The 22,078-nt window shown below is 63.5% G+C and carries 20 protein-coding genes; 11 read left to right on the plus strand and 9 right to left on the minus strand.

From position 1 onward, the window contains the following. The first annotated feature begins 8 nt into the window (after window positions 1-8). Window positions 9-293, plus strand: coding sequence for a hypothetical protein (locus HWY05_RS14155; protein ID WP_035548172.1), 285 nt, complete (start codon window positions 9-11; stop codon window positions 291-293). Between the two features lie 278 nt (window positions 294-571). On the opposite strand, the gene HWY05_RS14160 is transcribed toward HWY05_RS14155, so the two are convergent. The 3 genes from HWY05_RS14160 to xseA all read right to left on the minus strand — a co-directional run bounded on the left by HWY05_RS14160 (window position 572) and on the right by xseA (window position 5,852). Then, a complete protein-coding gene (locus HWY05_RS14160; protein ID WP_176058739.1) occupies window positions 572-3,031 on the minus strand; it encodes a tetratricopeptide repeat protein in 2,460 nt (819 codons plus the stop codon). 643 nt (window positions 3,032-3,674) lie between these two features. After that, window positions 3,675-4,253 carry a superoxide dismutase [Fe] gene (gene sodB, locus HWY05_RS14165; protein WP_035548176.1) on the minus strand — a complete coding sequence of 193 codons (579 nt, stop codon included), beginning with the start codon at window positions 4,251-4,253 and terminating at the stop codon, window positions 3,675-3,677. Window positions 4,254-4,472: 219 nt separating this feature from the next. Then, window positions 4,473-5,852, minus strand: a complete 1,380-nt coding sequence (gene xseA / locus HWY05_RS14170; protein WP_176058740.1) for an exodeoxyribonuclease VII large subunit — start codon at window positions 5,850-5,852, stop codon at window positions 4,473-4,475. Between the two features lie 615 nt (window positions 5,853-6,467). On the opposite strand from xseA, the gene lpxK reads away from it, so the two are divergent. The 5 genes from lpxK to HWY05_RS14195 all read left to right on the plus strand — a co-directional run bounded on the left by lpxK (window position 6,468) and on the right by HWY05_RS14195 (window position 10,386). Continuing rightward, window positions 6,468-7,484, plus strand: coding sequence for a tetraacyldisaccharide 4'-kinase (gene lpxK / locus HWY05_RS14175; protein ID WP_035548182.1), 1,017 nt, complete (start codon window positions 6,468-6,470; stop codon window positions 7,482-7,484). Then, entirely contained in the window at window positions 7,465-7,668 is a 204-nt protein-coding gene (locus tag HWY05_RS14180) for a Trm112 family protein (RefSeq protein WP_007180583.1), read from the plus strand. The genes lpxK and HWY05_RS14180 overlap by 20 nt, the downstream gene beginning before the upstream one ends. 15 nt (window positions 7,669-7,683) lie before the next feature. Further along, window positions 7,684-8,484, plus strand: coding sequence for a 3-deoxy-manno-octulosonate cytidylyltransferase (kdsB, locus tag HWY05_RS14185; RefSeq protein ID WP_176058741.1), 801 nt, complete (start codon window positions 7,684-7,686; stop codon window positions 8,482-8,484). A 213-nt stretch (window positions 8,485-8,697) separates the two neighbouring features. Beyond that, on the plus strand, window positions 8,698-9,363 hold the full coding sequence (gene adk, locus HWY05_RS14190; RefSeq protein ID WP_176058742.1) for an adenylate kinase: 666 nt from the start codon (window positions 8,698-8,700) through the stop codon (window positions 9,361-9,363). Between the two features lie 264 nt (window positions 9,364-9,627). Then, the gene (locus HWY05_RS14195) at window positions 9,628-10,386 is read left to right on the plus strand and encodes a 3-hydroxyacyl-CoA dehydrogenase (protein ID WP_035548190.1); all 759 of its coding nucleotides are present in this window, start codon (window positions 9,628-9,630) and stop codon (window positions 10,384-10,386) included. Between the two features lie 117 nt (window positions 10,387-10,503). Here HWY05_RS14195 and HWY05_RS14200 read toward each other — a convergent pair whose 3' ends face one another. Beyond that, window positions 10,504-11,346 (minus strand): SirB1 family protein, encoded by an 843-nt coding sequence (locus HWY05_RS14200; protein ID WP_035549461.1) that lies wholly within the window; start codon window positions 11,344-11,346, stop codon window positions 10,504-10,506. A gap of 5 nt (window positions 11,347-11,351) precedes the next feature. After that, complete coding sequence (gene murJ, locus HWY05_RS14205) at window positions 11,352-12,902, minus strand: murein biosynthesis integral membrane protein MurJ (protein WP_035548194.1); 1,551 nt, start codon at window positions 12,900-12,902, stop codon at window positions 11,352-11,354. Between the two features lie 422 nt (window positions 12,903-13,324). Here murJ and rpsT point away from each other — a divergent pair, with 422 nt between their 5' ends. Continuing rightward, complete coding sequence (gene rpsT / locus HWY05_RS14210) at window positions 13,325-13,603, plus strand: 30S ribosomal protein S20 (RefSeq protein ID WP_035548198.1); 279 nt, start codon at window positions 13,325-13,327, stop codon at window positions 13,601-13,603. Between the two features lie 199 nt (window positions 13,604-13,802). On the opposite strand, the gene HWY05_RS14215 is transcribed toward rpsT, so the two are convergent. Continuing rightward, window positions 13,803-14,147 (minus strand): DUF3579 domain-containing protein, encoded by a 345-nt coding sequence (locus tag HWY05_RS14215; RefSeq protein ID WP_035548200.1) that lies wholly within the window; start codon window positions 14,145-14,147, stop codon window positions 13,803-13,805. Window positions 14,148-14,574: 427 nt separating this feature from the next. On the opposite strand from HWY05_RS14215, the gene argF reads away from it, so the two are divergent. Further along, on the plus strand, window positions 14,575-15,504 hold the full coding sequence (gene argF / locus HWY05_RS14220) for an ornithine carbamoyltransferase (RefSeq protein ID WP_035548204.1): 930 nt from the start codon (window positions 14,575-14,577) through the stop codon (window positions 15,502-15,504). Between the two features lie 250 nt (window positions 15,505-15,754). Continuing rightward, window positions 15,755-16,981 carry an argininosuccinate synthase gene (locus HWY05_RS14225; RefSeq protein WP_035548206.1) on the plus strand — a complete coding sequence of 409 codons (1,227 nt, stop codon included), beginning with the start codon at window positions 15,755-15,757 and terminating at the stop codon, window positions 16,979-16,981. 159 nt (window positions 16,982-17,140) lie between these two features. Here HWY05_RS14225 and murB read toward each other — a convergent pair whose 3' ends face one another. Beyond that, window positions 17,141-18,181 carry a UDP-N-acetylmuramate dehydrogenase gene (murB, locus tag HWY05_RS14230; protein WP_035549463.1) on the minus strand — a complete coding sequence of 347 codons (1,041 nt, stop codon included), beginning with the start codon at window positions 18,179-18,181 and terminating at the stop codon, window positions 17,141-17,143. A 183-nt stretch (window positions 18,182-18,364) separates the two neighbouring features. Here murB and HWY05_RS14235 point away from each other — a divergent pair, with 183 nt between their 5' ends. Then, window positions 18,365-18,850: a YajQ family cyclic di-GMP-binding protein gene (locus tag HWY05_RS14235; protein ID WP_035548209.1), complete on the plus strand. Its 486-nt coding sequence runs from the start codon at window positions 18,365-18,367 to the stop codon at window positions 18,848-18,850. Window positions 18,851-19,044: 194 nt separating this feature from the next. Here the strand turns inward: HWY05_RS14235 and plsY are convergent, their stop codons facing one another. Both plsY and ybaK read right to left on the minus strand, forming a co-directional pair. Continuing rightward, window positions 19,045-19,686: a glycerol-3-phosphate 1-O-acyltransferase PlsY gene (gene plsY / locus HWY05_RS14240; protein WP_035548212.1), complete on the minus strand. Its 642-nt coding sequence runs from the start codon at window positions 19,684-19,686 to the stop codon at window positions 19,045-19,047. Between the two features lie 163 nt (window positions 19,687-19,849). Beyond that, on the minus strand, window positions 19,850-20,341 hold the full coding sequence (gene ybaK / locus HWY05_RS14245) for a Cys-tRNA(Pro) deacylase (RefSeq protein ID WP_176058743.1): 492 nt from the start codon (window positions 20,339-20,341) through the stop codon (window positions 19,850-19,852). Window positions 20,342-20,496: 155 nt separating this feature from the next. On the opposite strand from ybaK, the gene HWY05_RS14250 reads away from it, so the two are divergent. Beyond that, on the plus strand, window positions 20,497-22,059 hold the full coding sequence (locus HWY05_RS14250) for an AMP-binding protein (protein WP_176058744.1): 1,563 nt from the start codon (window positions 20,497-20,499) through the stop codon (window positions 22,057-22,059). Window positions 22,060-22,078 lie beyond the last annotated feature (19 nt).

Below are 22,078 nucleotides of genomic sequence, written 5' to 3' on the forward strand. Positions count from 1 at the left end.
ACGACACGATGAAACGGCTTGTTTTCGTAGTGGGCACGGCTTGCGCGGCCTGTATTCCGGCCGCCTTCGCGCAGTCGAATCCGGCTTTGCAGAACTCGGTGTTCGCGCAACCGGCAACGACCACGACGTTCTCCAGCGCCTCCGTCGCGCAGAACTTCCAGTACATCAATCATCCGCCGCCGCCCGCACCGGCTAGTGCGGTCGCACCGAGCGGCGGGGGCCGTGGCGGCCATCGGCGCCGGCAGACGTCGACGGATGCCAGCACGGACAGCAGCGGATCAACGCAACCGTAATCCGTGGCGCTCGTCCGTACCCGTCGACGAATCAGGCGCTCTCACACAGCCGTCCGACCGTCGCGCCGCAGTTACCAACTGTGACAAAGCTTGCACCGCAAAGTGGCCCGGTGGGCACGAACCACGAGATTTCGCGAGCGAGGGAGGGAGCAAGTGGGTGAGCTCAGTGATGACACGCCGCAAGCGCTCCGAACGACGCCACCACCGCCCGCTTCCCCCCATGCAGCGGCTAGCATCGCTCGCAACCCAAACCCAACGCGAAAAACAAACGCCGCCCCTCAAAACGGGCGATTAATCCCGACACCCGGCAGCGACCGCGCCTCACCACCCGCTTCAACGCCTCCCGCCCGCTCACGCCTGCTTCGCGCGAGACGGCGCGACTGATCGCACCACTCCCGCCAGACCTTGAGGTACACCGCTTCGACATGCACCGCGAAGCGCGCGCCGTCCATCAACGGCGACGCCGCGAGACGCGCCCGCAAACCTGCGCGGATATCGCCCAAACGCGGCAGATCGCGAGCCAGCCGAACGGCAATGTCGACGAACTGCGCGTCGGTATCCGCAACCAGTTCGCGCAGTCCGAGGTTGGCCGACTGGCTCAAGCCCGCGCGCCCCACGGCCGTCTCGCCGACCCGCGTGACGACCGGCACGCCCATCCAGTACGAATCGAGACTCGTCGTGTGGCCGTTATACGGAAACGTGTCGAGGCCCACGTCGATCCGGTGATACGTGCGCAGGTAGTCCGCACGCGGCCGGAACGGCGTGAAAGCGATCCGTTCCGCTGCGATGTCCTGCTGGCCGAGCCGCTCGACCAGACTCGCGCGCGCCGCACCCGCTGGCGCCATCAGCAGCAGACGGGCATCGGCCACTTCGCGCATCACGCTGCCCCACATCGCGAAAGTCGCGTCGCTCAGCTTGCACGGATTGTTCAGGCAGCCGAACGTCGGATAACCGTTCGATAGCGCGGGCAGCGCGTTGACCTCCGGCGTCTCCGTCAACGGGTCGTAGCACCAGAACGAATCCGGTAGGCGGATCGAACGCTCGCTATACATCGTGTCGGCGCCAGCCGGATCGAGCCACGGATCGGTCAGGCGATAGTCGATCGCGCCGATGCCGGTCGTCCCCGGATACGCGAGCCACGCAATCTGCACCGGCGCGGGTTTGCGCGCGAACAGCAGCGGACGGCCATCCGCCATATGCATGGTCAGGTCGATCAGAATGTCGATGCGGTCGTCGCGGATCGTCTGCGCGAGCTGTTCGTCGTCGAGGTTGCGCACGTCGCGCCAGACGTCGGCGTGAGTAGCCACGCGTTGCGTCAGATCGTCAGGCCGCGCGACGCTCGCGTAACAGAAAATCTCGAAGCGTTCGTGATCGTGATGCGACAGCAGCGGCAGCGTGAACAGCGTCTGGCAATGATCGCGAAAATCCGGCGACACGTAGCCGATACGCAGGCGGCGCGACGGCGTCGGGTCGTTCGAATGCGGCTGATGCGCGCCGCGAAACGGTGCTTCATGACGCGCCGACCAGCGGCGGCATTCGTGCAGCAGCGGTTGTGAGTGTTCCGCCTGAAACGTCAGCGCGTAGGCCAGATTGCTGTGCGCGACGACGTTGCACGGATCGCACGTCAACGCGCGACGATAGCTGTCGATGCCATCCGCGAGACGCCCCTGGTCTTTCAGCACATTGCCGAGATTGTTATGCGTGACGGAATGATGCGGCTCGACGGCCAATGCGTCGCGCAGATGCGCTTCGGCATCGGCGAAACGGCCGAGCGTGCGCATCAGCGTCGCGGCATTGTTGAGCGCGGCGACGAAACCTGGCCGCAGTTGAATCGCCGTGACGAACGCGTTGGCGGCTTCGACACGCGAACCGGCTTCCTGATAGACGATGCCCAGGTTGTTGTACGCGTCCGCATGGGCGGGCGCCTGCGCGATGGCGCGTTGATAGTGGATCACTGCTTCGCGCTTTTTGCCGAGCGCGTGCAATGCATTGGCGAGGTTATACGACGCCTCCGGGAACACCGGATCGATCTCGATCGCGCTCGTCAGCAAGTCCACCGCGCGCGCGAAATCGCCACGTCGATGCAGCGCGACACCGAGATTCACAAGTCCGCACGGCGACGCCGGCGCGGCCCGCACCGCCGCTTCGAGCAGCACGAGCGCTTCGTCGAGACGGCCGAGCGCTTCGAGCAGCGTGCCGAGATTGGTGAGCGCGTTGGCGTCGCCGGGCTGCGCGTCGAGCGCGCGCCGGTATACGGCTTCCGCGTGCTCCGCGTCGCCTTGTTGACGATGACAGTTGCCGAGGTTGTTGAGCGCGTCGGCGTGCGTGGCGTCGAGCGCGAGGACTGAGGTGTACGTGTCGATCGCGGCGGGGTAATCGGCGGCGGATTGCTGCGCGGCCGCCAGCGAGAACAGCACGTCGACCGATACCTCCGGTTCGAGCGCCAGCGCTTGCCGGTAAGCGGCAATCGCGGCCGTGAACTCTTGTGCGCCGGCAAGCACCTGGCCGCGCACGAAGTGATAACGCGCGTTATCGGGAACCAGGCTCAACGCGCTGTCGAGCCAGCCGAGCGCGGCATCATACGCACCGCATTGCATGTCGAGCACGCCGAGGCGGTACGTCCAGTTCGCGTTGCCGGGCTCGATGGCGAGCCCGCTTTCGTACAACTTGCGCGCGGGACCGAACTCGCCCGCGACGTGGTGTGCTGTTGCGAGTTCCAGAATCTGCTTGCTGTCCATCGTGCCCCCGGGCGTAACGCTTTTTCATCGATTGCGCGTCGACCCGGACGGTTGTCCGGATGGCGTCCCCGTCATGCCGTCAGCGAGACGAATCGTCGGCTGCGCGACGGGGGACGAACGCTCGGGAACGATAGCGAGCCGGCTCTTACCGATGTTTACCGGTTCGCACCGGCGGCAACATGGTGAAACAGGTTGGCGATACGGCGGAATGGACGGGACAGGAGCGCGGCAATCATGCGGCGCGGTAGGCCGTGGGCAATCGCAAGCAAGCCGCACCAGACGCTGCGGATATAGCCAGCACGGCGCTAGCCTTGCTCAACCGATGGGGCCGGAAGAAAAAAATCTTTCGATGCTGAAACGCGGGGCTTTCGGCAAGAGACGCGCCATGATGCGATCGCCTGACGATGCTTGCCCTTTGGAAGAAATATCCGGTAAACCGTAAGTAATAGTGCGTGCGGATAGCGCGTGGGAAGCGGGTCGAACTGCGGCGGGAATACGACGAAATGGCCAACTGTCACGTTTCTATCGGCTTGCGTTCAGCGAAACGAAACGAGACGCGGCGAAAACAAAAAAGCCCTCACAGTGGAGGGCTTTCCTTGATACCAGCGTGACCAACTAGTCGCTCACGCTACAACCGGCAATCTCACGCGAAGTTCTTCGACGCGAATTCCCAGTTGGCGATGTTCCAGAATGCTTCGACGAACTTCGGACGCGCATTGCGGTAGTCGATGTAATACGCGTGTTCCCACACGTCGATCGTCAGCAGTGCCTTCGCGTCGGTGGTCAGCGGCGTAGCGGCGTTGCTGGTCGACACGAGGTCGAGCGAACCGTCAGCCTTCTTCACCAGCCATGCCCAACCCGAGCCGAACGTGCCGACTGCGGTTTTAGCGAACTCTTCCTTGAACTTGTCGAACGAACCCCACTTGGCGTTGATCGCGTCGGCCAGTGCGCCGGTCGGAGCACCACCACCTTGCGGCGACAGGCTGTTCCAGAAGAACGTGTGGTTCCACACTTGGGCGGCGTTGTTGAACAGGCCACCCGTTGCCTTCTTGACGATCTCTTCGAGCGACAGGTTCTCGAACTCCGTGCCCTTGATCAGATTGTTCAGGTTGGTCACATAGGTCTGGTGATGCTTGCCGTAGTGGAACTCGAGCGTCTCTTCCGACATATGCGGGACGAGTGCGTTTTTCGCGAACGGCAGCGGCGGGAGCGTATGTTCCATGGTGCTTTCCTTTGTCTGTATCTGTTGTGGGGGAGTCTGCGGACTACACTTTTGAGCACTCGATTGTAGGCGAGTTGGAATAACCCCGCAAACCAACGGACTTTATGCCCGGCATCGGCGAACATGCCGCACATTGGGCGTAATTAGTGCTGTCGCATGCGTTGTGCCCGCCCTTCGCGACAGTCGAAATTGCAGCGTTCGGGGACCTTTGGCAGTCGCTCAGAAATCGTCGGAGAGACGGGCTTGCACGTCGGCGATTGCGATATCCGCGGACCCTTCCGCGAGATGCACGGTGAGACGCCGCCCCGGCTTCAACGACGACGGTGCGCGCACCGCGCGACCGTTCTGCGCGTCGAGCACCGCCGCATAGCCGCGCTCCAGCGTGCGCTGCGGGCTCAGCACTTCGAGCCGTGCGGCCAGCGTTCCGATCTTCGCGCTCTGACGTTCATGCTGGCGTAACAATGCCGCGTCCAGACGTTGCGTGAGATTGCCCAGCTTCGCCTGATGCGCGGCGAGATCGGGACGCCAGCGCTGCCAGCGCATCTGCGACAGCGAAAACCGCGCTCGCGCATCGCGCACCGGACGCGCGCCCGCCGACGCGAGCCGCACGCTCAACTGCTGCAAATGCGTGCGTTGCCGCGCCAGACGTTCGGCCGGCGACACCAGCCGGCGCGCCAGCCAGTCGAGTTGCTGGGCGCGCCGCTCCATCATGCGGCCGAAGCCGCGCGCGAGCGTAGCGTGCCGCTGATCGAGGTCGCGCAGCAACAGCACACGTTGCGGGCTGACGAGTTCGGCGGCGCCAGTTGGGGTCGGCGCGCGCACGTCGGCGGCGAAATCGGCGATCGTGAAATCGGTTTCGTGACCGACGCCGCTCACCACCGGGATCGCGCTTTCGGCGATCGCGCGGGCCAGCACTTCTTCGTTGAAGGCCCACAGGTCTTCGATCGAGCCGCCGCCGCGGCACACGATCAGCACGTCGACTTCGCGGCGCGCATTGGCGGCGTCGACCATCGCCGCGAGTTTGGCGCTGACGCCCACGCCCTGCACCGGCGCCGGATAGACGATCACCGGAATATGCGGCGCGCGGCGCGACAGCGTGGTCAGCACGTCGCGCAACGCAGCGGCCTGTAGCGACGTGACAATGCCAATCGCGCGCGGATGCGACGGCAGCGCGCGTTTGCGTTCAGCGGCAAAGAGCCCTTCCGCTTCGAGCTGCGCTTTCAAACGCAAGAACGCTTCATAAAGCCGCCCTTGTCCGGTACGCCGCACCGCTTCCACATTCAGTTGCAACTCGCCGCGCGGCTCGTACATCGTCACAAGGGCGCGCACTTCGATACGGTCGCCTTCACGCGGCGTGAACTCGGCGTATTGCGCGCGGCCGCGGAACATCACGCAACGCATCTGCGCTTGCGCGTCCTTGATCGAGAAGTACCAGTGACCGCTCGCGGCACGCGTGAAGTTCGACACTTCGCCCGCCACCCAGACGAGCGGAAACGAGCGTTCGAGCATCGTGCCGATCGCGCGATTGAGCGCGGAAACGGGAACGACGACCTCACCGCCGGGCGCAGCGGACGAAGAAAAAGGGCTTTCGGGATTCATGCGAGGAATGTCTGTGACTGGCCGGACAGACGATAGACCGAGCGGCCATCCACGTCCAGCGCGGCGGGTGAATTGTTAAAAGTGTCCACATGGCGGGAAACGCCTGACGAATCCCGCCAGAGCTGCCGCCAGAGCGCGGAAAGTCGAAGCATCCCGTTGATTTATATGGCATTTATATCTCGCTAAAGAGAATCATTGCCGATGCGGAGGGCTCGGAACGGCCTTCTCCGCCGGTTGGGCGGCAGGTTCTCCACAAAGTTATCCACAGGTTGCGGAGCGCGTGCGAAGGGCCGAATTCGCGTCTTTGTCAAGTCGGGCGACTTGCCGGGCTGGACGCTCGCGCGCTAGAGTGGCGGGTTCTGACGGCAAACCGTAAGCCCAGCGAAGCGTGATGCGCTGCGTGGATAAGCCAGGCTCTGCCGCTGGTTGTCACCTGTTGTCACCCGCTGCTGCTGGATCGTTTCCGCCTCACTTTTTGATCGTCCGGAGAACCGCGTTGATGCTGACCCCGCGTAGTATGTCCGGCCTGACGTCCCGTCTTGCGGCCCACGCCTTCATGCCGCCGCGCCGGCCCGCTTCGGCGGCCAGCGCGCTGTTCGTCCACACGACTTGCCCATGAGCGACTTCAACGACCGTCTCGAAGCACGCCTCGCGCGCGAATGGCAGCAGCGCGGCCCGCTCGCCTGGGCGTTGACGCCCTTCGCCTGCGTGTTCGGCGTGATCGCCGCCGCGCGCCGCGCCGCGTTTTCCCTCGGCTGGCTCAAATCCGTGCGCATCGGCGTGCCCGTGGTGGTGGTCGGCAATGTGACCGTCGGCGGCACCGGCAAGACGCCGACCGTGATCGCGCTGGTGGAAGCGTTACGCGCCGCGGGCTTCAAACCCGGCGTGGTGTCGCGCGGCTACGGCGCGCGCGTGAAAGCGCCGACGCCGGTCACGCCCGCTTCGGCGGCGAGCGTCGGCGGCGACGAACCGTTGCTGATCGCGCGCCGCACCGGTGCGCCGGTGTGGGTCTGTCCGGACCGCGTGGCCGCCGCGCAGGCGCTGTGCGCCGCACATCGCGAAGTCGACGTGATCGTCAGCGACGACGGCTTGCAGCATTACCGCCTGAAGCGCGACGCCGAACTCGTGGTGTTCGACCACCGGCTCGGCGGCAACGGGTTTCTGCTGCCGGCCGGTCCGCTGCGCGAACCGCTGTCGCGCCGTCGCGATGCGACGCTCGTCAACGATCCGTATGCGCGCACCTTGCCCGCGTGGCCGAACACCTTCGCGCTGCCGCTCGCCCCCGCCGACGCCTGGCACCTCGACAATCCCGCGCTGCGTCGTCCGCTCGCGCAATTCAGCGGCGAGCGCGTGCTAGCCGCGGCCGGCATCGGCGCACCCGAGCGCTTTTTCGCGACGTTGCGCGCCGCCGGTCTCACGCCGGCCACCCGCGCGCTGCCCGATCACTACGCGTTCGAGCGCAATCCGTTTACCGATGTGGACGCCGACACGATCCTGATAACGGAAAAGGATGCGGTAAAATTAGGGTCCTGGCACGACGCGCGCATCTGGGTTGTCCCGGTCGAAGCCGCGCTCGATCATCGCCTCATTGCATTAGTTGTGGAGAAAGTCCGTGGACGCTCGCCTGCTTGAAATTCTCGTCTGCCCGATCTGCAAGGGCCCGCTCAGCTACGACCGCGCCGCGCAGGAACTTATCTGCAACGCGGACAAGCTGGCTTATCCGATTCGCGACGGCATTCCCGTCATGCTGGTCGACGAAGCACGGCAGACCGTGGAAGGCACGCCGGTCGATCTGAATCCGGGCTCGGTGGCGTAACTCGCCCCTCTTCCGATGACTGAAGCCAACGCCACCACTCCCCCGTTCATCGCCGTCGTGCCGGCCCGGCTCGCTTCGACGCGCCTGCCCAACAAGCCGCTCGCCGACATCGGCGGCAAGCCGATGGTGGTGCGGGTCGCCGAACGCGCACGCGAATCGGGCGCCCAGCAGGTGCTGATCGCATCAGACGCGCAAGCGGTGCTCGACGCGGCCCGCGACCACGGCTTCGAAGCCGTGCTCACGCGCGCCGATCATCCGTCGGGCACGGACCGTCTCGCCGAGGTCGCCGCGCTGTTCGGCTGGAGCGACGACACGATCGTCGTCAACGTGCAGGGCGACGAACCGCTGATCGATCCGGCGCTGGTGTGCGGCGTTGCGTCGCACCTCGCGGCGAGCCACGGCTGCGCGATCGCCACCGCGGCCCATCCGATCACCGACCCCGCTGAAATCTTCAACCCGAACGTCGTCAAGGTCGTACTCGACGCGCGCGGCGTGGCGTTGTACTTCTCGCGCGCGCCGATTCCCTGGTCGCGCGACGCTTACCAGCCGCACTGGCCGGATGTCGAGTCGATGCCCACGCCGCCGGCCCCCGCGGTCGTCTACCGGCATATCGGGCTGTATGCATATCGTGCGCAATTCCTGCGCACCTACCCCACGCTCGCGATCTCGCCGATCGAGCAGGTCGAGGCGCTCGAGCAATTGCGCGCCATGTGGCATGGCGAGCGCATCGCGGTGCGCGTCACCGACAACGCGCCGCTACCCGGCGTCGACACACCGGCCGATCTCGCACGCGTGCAGGCTTTATTCGGGTCTTGAGCAGAAAAACCCATGGCATAATCGGACGGTTGTGCGCGCCTCCCGTGACAAGCGAGAGTCGGGGTTTGCCCGGTCGCGCCGTGGTCGTCTTTGCAGCGCCGTCGTCTCGACGTGCAGCGCAAGATTCACCACGGCAGTCGACGCGGCCCCCTCGACGCATCGTGGGATGACTGCAGCGCCGCCCAAGAATTCACATAGATCTGGAGATATCACATGCGTTTGATCCTTTTGGGTGCGCCCGGTGCGGGTAAGGGCACTCAGGCAACCTTCATCAAGGAAAAATTCGGCATTCCGCAGATTTCCACCGGCGACATGTTGCGCGCGGCCGTCAAGGCCGGCACGCCGCTCGGCATCGAAGCCAAGCGTTTCATGGACGCGGGCGAGCTGGTCACAGACGAGCTGATCATCAATCTGGTGAAGGAACGTCTGCTGCAGGCCGACTGCGCGAACGGTTATCTGTTCGACGGTTTTCCGCGCACCATTCCGCAAGCCGAAGCCATGAAGCAGGCCGGCGTCGCGATCGACTACGTGCTCGAGATCGACGTGCCGTTCGACGAGATCATCGTGCGCATGAGCGGCCGTCGCTCGCACGCCGCGTCGGGTCGTACGTACCACGTCAAGTTCAATCCGCCCAAGGTCGAAGGCGTGGACGACGTGACCGGCGAACCGCTGATCCAGCGCGACGACGACAAGGAAGAAACGGTCAAGAAGCGTCTGGAAGTGTATGAAGCGCAAACCAAGCCGCTGATCGAGTACTACACCACGTGGGCCAATAACGGCGACGCGTCGACTTCACTGAAGGCCCCGCAATACCGTCGCATTTCGGGCCTCGGCAGCGTCGACGAAATTCGCGGCCGCGCATTCGAAGCGCTGAAGTAAGCGCGCCTCGCACCGAGTTTGTCCGATGAAAAACCCGCCCTTGCCGGCGGGTTTTTTCGTTTTGCGGCGTGACTTTTATCAAGTTCATCTTGGGCTGCCGCGATTAGGATTAATTAGCCATCCGTAGCGGTTCGGGGTCGAAAGGCAACTGGCCTGCCGACGCAGCCGCTGCGCTTTCCGCAATGCAGCATAGCCGTTACAATCGATTATCGAAAAGATATTCGATCCAGACACAACTGAACAAACCGTAGCAAAGGAGAAGACATGGAGATTCATGACAACGTATTCCTGATCACCGGTGGTGCATCGGGTCTCGGCGCCGCAACGGCGCGCCTGTTCGTCGAAAACGGCGGGAAGGTGGTGCTCGCCGACCTGAACGAAGCGGCCGGCCAGGCGCTCGCGCAGGAACTCGGCGGCGTGTTCGTCAAATGCGACGTGAGCCGCGAAGACGACGCGACGCAAGCCGTCGAAGCCGCCACGAAGCTCGGCACGCTGCGCGGCCTGATCAATTGCGCGGGTGTCGCGCCGGCCGTCAAGACGGTGGGCAAAGATGGCCCGCATCCGCTCGAGTCGTTCTCGCGCACCATCTCGATCAACCTGATCGGCACCTTCAACATGGTCCGGCTCGCGGCCGCAGCCATGTCGAAGAACGAACCGAACGCGAATGGCGAACGTGGCGTGATCGTCAACACGGCGTCGGTGGCGGCATTCGACGGGCAGATCGGCCAGGCGGCTTATGCGGCGTCGAAAGCCGGCGTAGCCGGCATGACGCTGCCGATCGCCCGCGACCTGTCGCGCAACGCGATCCGTGTGATGACAATCGCGCCGGGCATCTTCGAAACGCCGATGTTGCTCGGCATGCCGCAGGAAGTGCAGGACGCCCTCGGCGCGATGGTGCCGTTCCCCCCGCGCCTCGGCAAGCCGATCGAATACGCGATGCTGGCCAAGCAGATTTTCGACAATCCGATGCTCAATGGCGAAGTGATTCGTCTGGACGGCGCGATCCGGATGCAGCCGAAGTAACTTGACTAGGCCGCTGTGCCCCGCTGGGTTCGATCGGGCGGCGCGCGCCAATGCAAAAACGCCTGCGCATGAATCATGCACAGGCGTTTTTTATTGCGTCTGGTTTAGATAGCGAGGCTAGTCGCCGTCGTTGTGCTGCGTGCGTTGCCGCAACTCATGCAATTGCGATTCGACCACGGTTGCGTCCTCGGCATCCGGACAATCGCCAAGATAGCGTTCAAGGTCTTCGAGCGCAGGGCGCAAATAATCGAGCCGTGCATAAGCGAAGCCGCGATCCCGCACCTCTTCGATACTATTCGGCAACAGGATCACCAGACGCTGCTGCACCGCCAGCAGCCGCTGCCAACGTTCCGTCTGAAGATACGTGGACTTCAGATTGCGCAGCATTCGCGCGATGATCTCGCGCCGCGTGGCCGGTTGCAGCAGCATACGCAACGCGCGGCTCACCGAGTCGCTGGCCGACGCCACATACGGCTCCAGCATCTCCACCATCTGCGACTCGGACAGCGAATGTCCGTTGGTCGGATCGAGCATCACGTCGCCGTCGGGCGTGGTGACGCGCAGCAGAAAGTGCCCCGGAAACGACACGCCGCGCGCCGGAATACCGATCTGCTCAGCCATTTCCAGATACAGCACCGCGAGCGAAATCGGAATGCCGCGGCGACGCTTGAGCACCGCGTTCAGATGGCTGTTGTCGGGGTCTTCGTAATCGTTGAGGTTTCGGGCGAAACCCAGTTCGCGGAAGAAAAAGCGATTCAGAATGCCGACCTTCTGCCGGATGTCGGCGTCGTCCGGCATGCGGCGCTGCAGGCGCACCACTAACTCATCGATCTCGGCCAGCGTGCCTTGCAGATCGAGGTCCGGATAAGCGTCCTGCGCTAGCGAGAGCGCCGCCTCGGTGAGCGGCAGGCTGTCGTCTTCCGCGACGAGCGTGCTGAAATAGTCGAGAACTCGCGTCATCGTGATCACTTCACTCGTCTTTTGAAATACGCGTACTTGAAGCCCATCAGCCAAAGCATACCGAAATATAGCGCGGCGAACAGAACGAGGCACGCCGCCAGCAACGCAATCCGGTCGACCGGCCGGTCATGCATGCCGATCCAGTCGAAACTGATGGCCAGCCAGTGCATCACGCCGGAGAGCACCAGACAGGCGCCGAGCAATTGCACGAAAAATTTGAGCCAGCCGCTCGACGGCATATAGATGCCGCGCTTGCGCAGGCCCAGAAACAGCAGCAGCGCATTGCCGCACGCGCCGAGCCCGACGCTCAGCGTGAGGCCGGCATGCGCGAAAATCGGTACGAATACATAGTTGCTGAGTTGCGTCAGCACCAGCACGACCACGCCGATCTTCACCGGCGTTTTGATGTCCTGCTTCGCGTAGAAACCCGGCGCGAGGATCTTGATCAGAATCAGGCCGATCAGGCCGACGCCGTACGCCGCGAGCGCGCGGCTGACCATCACGACCGAATTGGCGTCGAACTTACCGTAGTGGAACAGCACGGCGGTCAGCGGTTCGGCGAAGAAAAACAGCGCGATCGCGCTCGGCGCGGCCAGCAGGAAGGTGACGCGCAGACCCCAGTCGAGCAGCGACGAATACTCGTGCGGATCGGCGTCGACGTGCGCCTTCGACAGGCTCGGCAGCAAAATCGTGCCGAGCGCGACGCCCAGCAGCGCGGTCGGGAACTCCATCAGGCGATCGGCGTAGTTGATCCACGAGACGGCGCCCGGGCCGATGCGCGACGCGATGTTCGTGTTGATGATCAGACTGATCTGCGCGACCGAGACCGCGAACATGGCGGGCACCATCTTCGCCAGCACGCGTTTTACGCCGCGATGCGCGAGCGCCTTCAGCGGATTCAGGCCGATGCGCGGGATCATGTCGATCTTCTTCAGACCCGGCAGTTGCACGATGAACTGCAACACCCCGCCGACGATCACCGCCCACGCGAGCGCATAGACCGGCGTTTGCATGCGCGGCGCGACGAACACCGCCGCGCCAATGAACGCTACGTTCAGCAGCACCGGCGCAAACGCGGGCAACGAGAAGTTCTTGTACGTATTCAGCACGCCCGACGCCAGCGACGTCAGCGAGATGAAGATGATGTACGGGAACATGATGCGGGTCATGGTGACCGCGAGCGTGTACGCGTGGCCTTCGTGCGCCAAACCCGACGCGACGACGAACACCACGCCGGACGCGAACACCACGCCGAGAATCGACATGACCGCCAGCGCCCACGCAAGCACTGTAGACGTGGCATCGACCAGCGCCTTGGTGGCGTCATGCCCCTGGCTGTTCTTGAACTCGGCGAGGATGGGCACGAAGGCTTGCGAGAACGCGCCTTCGGCCGAAATACGGCGCAGCAGGTTTGGAATGCGGAAGGCGACGTAGAACGCGTCAGTGTATTGACTGGCACCGAACGCGCGTGCGATCAGCGTTTCGCGGGCCAGTCCGGTCACGCGCGACAGCAGCGTGAAGCCGCTGACCGTCAGCAGGGCTCGGAATAGATTCATGGGGCGCTTATTATACGGGTGCCGCAGGAGCGGACGACGAGCCGGAACGCGAATTGGATCGCGCAGACCGCGAATCGGACAGATTTGTCGCGCGGACGTTCGATCCGACCGCGATCTAATGCACATTCCGAGCGGGCGGTCCGATCGCGGTAGCACATTCCCCGTTGCCACGTGCCTGATTTTGTTGCTATAATCGCCGGTTTCGAAGCTCGCTCAACTTTCGGACGGGGTTCAGGTCGGCACCACGCCACCTGCTCAAAGCCTCAAATCCTCCGAAACACGGCCCGCCTTCGCGTCGTACGATCGAATTTTTTCGACACTTTTGCGCTCTTGGGCAATCGCTTCCAGGAGTTCGGATTAAAAGCAGCACCTCACCACTTGAAGGTCGGGTACTGGAAACAGGAACAGGATAAGGAACCGTCATGGCTAATACCGCACAAGCACGTAAGCGCGCCCGCCAGGCCGCCAAGGCAAACTCGCACAACTCGGCACTGCGCTCGAAGTTCCGCACGGCCATCAAGGCTGTCCGCAAGGCGATCGACGCCGGCGACAAGGCTAAGGCCCTTGAAATCTTCAAGGCATCGTCGAAGACCATCGACATCATTGCCGACAAGAAAATCGTTCACAAGAACAAGGCTGCTCGCAACAAGAGCCGTCTCGCCGCAGCCCTCAAGGGTCTGCAAGCGCCCGCAGCGCAGTAATTCCGGTCGGCCCGCTTCGGTGGGCTACCTCCTGTTTCCGCTGCACAAAAAAGCCCGCTTTGGTGGGCTTTTTTGCTTGGGGCTCGGCGGTTAGCATTTTGCGCTCAGGCCGCCCTACTCGCTGAAGCCACCGCCGCTTCAGACACAAAAAAACCCGCTACTGGCGGGTTTTTGTTTTTGCCGATCCGGCTGACACGCGTTAAATCACGTGTCTTTTTTCTTGCGGCGTGGCGTGCTCGAGTTGCAATTCACACGCTTCGGTCACGAGAAGGTCATTGTCTTTCGCGAAGTTGAGCACGAAGTCGAAGGCCATGGGTTCGATGTCCCGCAAGCGCGAATCGAGAATCACGCACTTGAGGTCGCCGATCATGGTCGGCCGGACGTAGGACGAATACTGCATGTAGGCGTTCGGCCCCTTTTTCGACCCGGGGCCGAAGCATGCCATCACGCCCGCAAGCCGCTCCGACCAGTCGCTCGGTCGGAACCGCTTTCCCTTCGACGTGATGCCCTGAATGAAAAATTCGGTTGGAGCTTCTTCGGCCATGTAGGAATACCTGTGTAACTGCCCAGCGGGATGACAGCAAAGCGGACGGCACGGCGACATGCACTGCGTGAACTCGCCATGCCGACGAATCGCGCCACCGGAAACCGCCAGGGGCCGACTGAACTGCCTCGGCGCTGGTCATGACGGCGCACCGCGTGAGGGCTTTCTGAGCCGCGCGAGCCGTGTCCCGCAAGCGAAATATGGGCTTGCTGGGCTTTGGGATAACCGCAAGATTATAGCGCAGCGGACCTTTTTCCGCAGCGCACACAAGACTTGTCCGACACTTGCGAGCGGCTTTCAGACAGCTTGCCCGGCCTTTTAGCCGACTCGTCAAACGGGGCGAAATCCTTTATGCTGCATTGAGTTACCACAAACGACGGCGGCGCCGTCCGGCAATCCTGCCGGGTGAGACCGCCGTATTTGTTTCATGACCGCCAAGAAAATTCGCCACTATCTGCAGTTCAAGGATTTCTCGCTGGACGACTACGAGTACGTGCTCGAACGCGCGCGCATTCTGAAGCGCAAATTCAAGAGCTACGAGACTTATCACCCGCTGCACGATCGCACGCTGGCCATGATCTTCGAAAAGAATTCGACACGCACGCGCCTGTCGTTCGAAGCCGGCATCTTCCAGCTGGGCGGCCACGCGGTGTTCATGAGCACGCGCGACACCCAGCTCGGCCGCGGCGAACCGATCGAAGACGCGGCGCAAGTCATCTCGCGCATGGTCGACATCATCATGATCCGCACGTTCGGCCAGGACATTCTCAAGCGCTTCGCCGAGAATTCGCGTGTGCCGGTGATCAACGGGCTGACCAACGAATATCACCCGTGCCAGGTGCTGGCGGACATTTTCACGTACTTCGAACACCGTGGCCCGATTCGCGGCAAGACGGTGGCATGGGTCGGCGACGCCAACAACATGCTGTACACGTGGATTGAAGCCGCGCAAATCCTCGGCTTCAAACTGCGCCTGTCCACGCCGCCGGGCTACAAGCTCGATCACACCATGGTTGCCGCGGAAAGCGCGCCGTTCTACGAAGAGTTCGACGACCCGAACGAAGCCTGCGCGGGCGCCGATCTCGTCACAACCGACGTCTGGACCAGCATGGGCTTCGAAGCTGAAAACGAAGCGCGCAAGAAAGCCTTCGCCGACTGGTGCGTCGACGCCGACATGATGGCGCGCGCCAACGCCGACGCGCTGTTCATGCACTGCCTGCCCGCCCACCGCGGCGAGGAAGTCAGCGCCGAAGTGATCGACGGCCCGCAAAGCGTCGTGTGGGACGAAGCGGAAAATCGTCTGCACGTGCAAAAGGCGTTGATGGAATACCTGCTGCTCGGCAAGCTGAATCACTGAGCGAGCCGCTGCCCAGCACGATCAGCAGCATCTGCGTGAAGCGCGACGGGGCCTTGAATACGAGGCAAGGCATCCACGTCAGCGCCACGCATCCGGCCGAATGTCAGGGCTTCATAAGAGCCTGGCCGACCCGCCACCTAGCCCCAAAACCGCGGGCGCGTGGCGGTTTAGTGTCAAAATAGTGCTTTTTCCGCGCTCCGGAACCGCCGGCGCGCCTTGTTTTCCCGCTTTTTCCAGCTACGAGTTCACCATGAGCGATATCAAGAAAGTCGTGCTCGCCTATTCGGGCGGCCTCGACACCTCCGTCATCCTGAAGTGGTTGCAGGACAATTACGACGCCGAAGTCGTCACGTTCACGGCCGACATCGGCCAGGGCGAAGAGCTGGAACCGGCGCGCAAGAAAGCCCTGCAACTCGGCATCAAGCAGGACAACATCTTCATCGAAGACCTGCGCGAAGAATTCGTGCGCGACTACGTGTTCCCGATGTTCCGCGCCAACACGATTTATGAAGGCGAGTACCTGCTGGGCACGTCGATCGCGCGTCCGCTGATCGCCAAGCGTCAGATCGAGATCGCTCGCGCCACCGGCGCGCAGGCGGTGTCGCACGGCGCAACCGGCAAGGGCAACGACCAGGTTCGCTTCGAACTCGGCTACTACGCGCTGGAACCGGGCATCAAGGTGATCGCGCCGTGGCGTGAATGGGATCTGCTGTCGCGCGAAAAGCTGCTCGCTTACGCGGAAAAGGCCGGCATTCCGATCGAAATGAAGCACAAGCAAGGCGGCGCGCCGTATTCGATGGACGCGAACCTGCTGCACATTTCGTTCGAAGGCCGTCATCTGGAAGACCCGAAGAACGAAGCCGAAGCCGATATGTGGCGTTGGACCGTGTCGCCGGAACAGGCGCCGGACCAGGCTGAATTCCTCGATATCGAATACGAGCACGGCGATCCGGTCGCGATCAACGGCAAGCGTCTGTCGGCGGCGGAAATGCTGACCGAGCTGAACCGTCTGGGCGGCAAGCACGGCATCGGCCGTCTGGATCTGGTGGAAAACCGTTACGTCGGCATGAAGTCGCGCGGCTGCTATGAAACGCCGGGCGGCACGATCATGCTGAAGGCGCACCGCGGCATCGAGTCGATCACACTCGACCGTGAAGTCGCGCATCTGAAAGACGACCTGATGGCTCGTTACGCGTCGCTGATTTATAACGGCTACTGGTGGAGCCCGGAGCGTCGCGCGATCCAGGTGCTGATCGACCATACGCAAGACAAGGTCAACGGCTGGGTGCGTGTGAAGCTGTACAAGGGTAGCGTGTCGGTTGTCGCGCGCGATTCGAAAGAAACGCTGTTCGACAAGACCATCGCCACGTTCGACGACGACGGCGGCGCTTACAACCAGGCCGACGCCGGCGGCTTCATCAAGCTGAACGCACTGCGTATGCGGATCGCGGAAAATGCGCGCCGTCAGCGTGACTGAAGGTGAGCATTTCGGCGTAGGCTAACTTCGCGCAAGCGAAGTTAAGCGCCGAAAAGTAGACGCAAAAAAAGCGCCGGGAGAAATCTCCCGGCGCTTTTTCTTTTCCGGCCGCCGCTCAGAACCAGCGACAACTCAATAGTCCGACCGCTCGTCAGCCGATCACAAACAAACCGGCTCCGCTTCCAGCTCCACACCAAATCTCGCGAACACATCGCGCTGTACCGCCTTCGCGAGCGCCAGCACCTCCGCCCCACTCGCGCCGCCGCGATTCACCAGCACCAGCGCCTGCCGTTCATGCACCGCCGCTGCGCCCATCGCGCGCCCTTTCCAGCCGCATTGATCGATCAGCCAGCCTGCCGCGAGCTTCACCCGCCCATCCGCCTGGGGATATGACACGAGCTCTGGCTCCTTCAACTTCAACGCCTCGAACTGCTGCGCCTCCACCACCGGATTCTTGAAGAAACTGCCAGCATTGCCGAGCTCCAGCGGATCCGGCAGCTTCGCGCGCCGCACCGCGACCACCGCATCGAAAATGGCCTGCGCAGTGGGCGACGCATCCACATGACCGTTCGCAGCCAACGCCCGCGCCAGATCGGCATAAGCAGCGCGCGGCTGCCAGGCCTTCGGCAGACGGAACGTCACCGACGTAATCACGAAGCGGTCGCGCCCTTCCCGCTTGAAAAAACTGTCGCGGTAGCCGAACCGGCAGGCCTGTGAGTCCAGCTCGACCGTCTCGCCCGTGGCGAGCTCCACCGCGCGCAGCGATGCGAAGCGCTCGCACATCTCCAGGCCATACGCGCCGATATTCTGAATCGGCGCCGCGCCGACCGTGCCCGGAATCAGCGCGAGGTTTTCCAGTCCGGGCAACCCTTGCGCCAAGGTCCACGCCACGAACTCGTGCCACGACTCGCCGCCGGCCGCTTCGACGTACCACGCCGCGTCGTCTTCGCGCACGACACGGCGGCCGCGCAGCGCCACCAGTAACACGACTCCACCGAAATCGCCGCTCAGCACCACGTTGCTGCCGCCGCCCAGCACCAGACGCGGCAAGCCGGCCGCGCGCGGGTCGCGCACCGCCGCCATCAGTTGCTCCTCGCGCTCGATCCGGCACGCAAACTGCGCGCGAACGTCGAAGCCGAAGGTGTTGTGCGCCTTCAGCGAGTAGCCGGCCATGAACTCGGGGGATTCGGATTGGGACATCGGAATGAGAGGAATGAGCGTCGAATGAAACGACATCGGCCCCGGTCCGCGCGACAATGCACGGCAGCCTTGGGCAAAAGGGAACGGCGTCGGTAAAATGACGACCGGTCCGTGATTATAGCGAGTGCCCCGTGAGCAGCCGACCGGCCGCGTCACGCACCGCAGCACTATTGGGAGAATGCAATGCCATCGTTTGACGTCGTCTGTGAAGCAGACATGATTGAAGTGAAGAACGCGATCGAGCAGTCCAACAAGGAAATCTCAACCCGCTTCGACTTCAAAGGGTCGGACGCGCGCGTCGAACACAAGGAAAACGAAATCACCGCCTACGCGGACGATGACTTCAAGCTCGGCCAGGTGACCGACGTGCTGCTGTCCAAAATGGCCAAGCGCAACGTGGACGTGCGCTTCCTCGACTACGGCAAGACCGAGAAGATCGGCGGCGACAAGGTCAAGCAGGTCATCAAGATCAAGAAGGGCGTGTCCGGCGACCTGTCGAAGAAAATCGTGCGCCTCGTCAAGGACAGCAAGATCAAGGTCCAGGCGAGCATTCAGGGCGACGCGGTGCGCATTACCGGCGGCAAGCGCGACGATCTGCAAAGCGTGATCGCGATGCTGCGCAAAGACGTGACCGACACGCCGCTCGACTTCAACAACTTCCGCGACTGAGCGTCAGTTACGCGGATGGGCGCCTGGGTAACCAGGCGCCCGCCGGGCGGCACGGCCGCGAAGGCGCCGCGCGACTTATGCGCGGCGGTGTCGACAAAGCGCTAGCAGCCCACCGCCCACGCGTCACCCCAGCCTTGGAGGAGGCGCAGAGTGCGCCCACACTCAACAACCCGCCACACCCCTCGGCTTCACCCTCAACGATCATTCCCCGCCGCCGGACTCGCGGCCGCCTCCGCCTTCTTGGCGCCGATCCGGCTTTCCTGCCCGCGCATCAGCTTGGCGATATTGCCGCGATGACGCCACACCAGCAGCGTGCTCATCACCACGATCGCCAGCGCGATAATGTGCGGCCCGAACAGAAAGCCATCGAACAGCGGCGCGAACACCGCCGCAGCCAACGCGGCCAGCGACGAATAGCGCGTGAAGAACGCCACGATCAGCCACGTAAGCAGCGTAGCGATACCGAGAATCGGATTGATCGCGAGCAGCACGCCCGCGGCAGTGGCCACGCCTTTGCCGCCCTTGAAGCGGAAGAAAACCGGATACAGGTGGCCGAGAAACACCGCGATCGACGCGATCGCCACCGACGTATCGTCGAGCCCAAAACGCGCGCCGAAGTGCACCACGACCCACACCGGCAGCCAGCCCTTGAAGGCGTCGCCGATCAGCGTGAGAATCGCGGCCTTCTTGCTGCCGCTGCGCAGCACGTTGGTAGCGCCCGGATTGCCCGAGCCGTACGAGCGGGGGTCGTCGAGGCCCATCGCTTTGCTGACGATCACGGCAAACGACAGCGAACCGATCAGGTAGGCAACGACAGCAACGATCAGGTTTTGCATCAAGGGACTCTTATAAGGATCGGCGGTCTGAAACTCGATACCCCAACCGCAACAGGGCATACAACAAGGCGTGCAACGGACAGACACACCCGCAAACACAGCGGACGACAAAGCGGCGCACATTCTACCCAACCCGCCCGCCCGGAAAACATTCAGGCAAACGTCAATCGACGCTCGCGCACTGAACCGCCTTCGCGGCCAGCAGACCGGTCAGCACCTTCGGCTCGATACTGACCAGGAATCCGCGCCGCCCGCCGTTCAGCCAGACCGTGTCCATCTCGAGAATGCTCGACTCGACGTACACACGCATCGCCTTGCGCGTCCCGAACGGCGAGGTTCCGCCGATCAGATAGCCGGAGTGCCGGTTCGCCACCTCGGGCTTGCACGGCTCGACGCGCTTCGCGCCGATCTGCCGCGCGAGGTTCTTGGTGCTGACGGTCCGGTCGCCGTGCATCAGCACGATCAGCGGCTTGGCGTGTTCGTCTTCCATGACCAGCGTCTTCACGACATGATGTTCGTCTACGCCGAGCTGGCGCGCCGATTCGCCGGTGCCGCCGTGTTCGACATAATCGTAAGGATGTTCGCCGAACGCGACGCCATGGCGGCGCAGAAACTGCGTGGCCGGCGTTTCGGAAACGTGTCTGGATTTGCTCATCGGCGCATTGTAATGGCGAGTTTGCACAACGGCTATTTGCCGAACGGCCAATTGTGCGGGTCCGGCGATTGTGGCACGATCGTTCGCAAATCGTCCGACGCACCGCACGTTGGGCACCGAATCGCTAACCGCAACCATGTTGCACGGAGACAGCGTTGAGCCTCGAGTCCTCCCCCCGTTCCACGATCGACATCCCCGCCTTGCTCGCCGCCCTGCCCGCGCGCATCGCCGAGATTCCGGCGCTCGCCGCCGCCCGCGATCCGCAGCACGTTGCGCTGATCGAAGATGCGCGCCGTCTCACCAGCGCGCAACTGCTGGCCGCCGTCGAAGCCGCCGCCGCGCTGCTGCGCGAATCGGGCGTACGTGGCGGCGACCGCGTGATGATCGTCGCGGAAAACAGCATCGCGCAGATCGTGCTGCTGTTCGCCACGGCGAAGCTGGACGCGTGGGCGCTGGTGTCGAACGCGCGCCTGTCCGCTGCGGAACTCGACTCGATCCGTGCGCACGCGCAGCCCCGCGTGGTCGCGTACGCGGTGGAAAGTTCGAAGGACGCCGAGCAGCATGCCGTGCGTCATCAGGCGATCGCAGCGCCGGCGTTTACACCGGACATCGGCGCGTGGTCCTACACGGTCGAGGCCAACGTGCAGGCCGAACCCGTCGAAGCCGCCAACCACCGCCAATGCGCCGCGCTGATCTACACCACCGGCACCACCGGCGCGCCGAAGGGCGTGATGCTGTCGCATCGCAACTTGATGTTCATCGCGTCGGTGTCGAGCCGCCTGCGCAACGTCGGCCCTGACGACGTCGTCTACGCCGTGCTGCCCATCTCGCACGTGTACGGTTTCGCGTCGGTGTGTCTCGGCAGCCTGCACGCGGGCGCGACCTTGCGGCTCGCGCCGCGCTTCGCGCCGGAAGCCGTGCGTCGCGCGCTCGCCGACGAACGCGTGTCGATCTTCCAGGGCGTGCCGGCCATGCACGCCAAGCTGCTCGAACATCTGCAGACGCACGGCCATGCGTGGTCCGCGCCGCGTCTGCGCTTCGCCTACTCGGGCGGCTCGCCGCTCGACGCCGCGCTGAAGTCGCAGGTCGAAGCCGTCTACGGTCTGCCGCTGCACAACGGCTACGGTATGACCGAAAGCAGCCCGACCGTCTCGCACACCATGCTCGACCGGCCGCGTAGCGACTGCTCGGTTGGCGAGGTCATTCCGGGCGTCGAGGTGCGCTTCGTCGGACTCGACGGTGTGGATGCCGCGCCCGGCGAGATCGGCGAGTTGTGGGTGCGTGGCCCGAACGTGATGCTCGGCTATTACCGCAATCCGGAGCAAACGCGTGTCGCCGTGACTGAAGACGGCTGGCTCAAGACCGGCGATCTCGCGCGCCAGGACGCGGACGGCGCGTTGCATATCGTCGGGCGCAGCAAGGAGCTGATCATCCGCTCGGGCTTCAACGTGTATCCAGCCGAAGTCGAGCATGCGTTGAACGCGCATCCGCAGGTCGTTCAGTCGGCGGTGATCGGGCGGGCGGTCGAGGGTAATGAGGAAGTGGTCGCGTTCGTCGAATTGATCGCGGGCGCGAAGGTGACGGCGGCTGAGCTGATTGCGTGGTGCGGCGAGCGGCTCGCGCCGTATAAGCGCCCGGCCGAAGTGAAAGTGCTTGCCGCGTTACCCGCCGCTTCGACCGGCAAGATTCTCAAGCACCGGTTGCGCGAGTATCTCTGAAGCGACAACCGACGCGCCG

This window comes from Paraburkholderia sp. BCC1876, assembly GCF_902833695.1.
GTDB lineage: Bacteria > Pseudomonadota > Gammaproteobacteria > Burkholderiales > Burkholderiaceae > Paraburkholderia.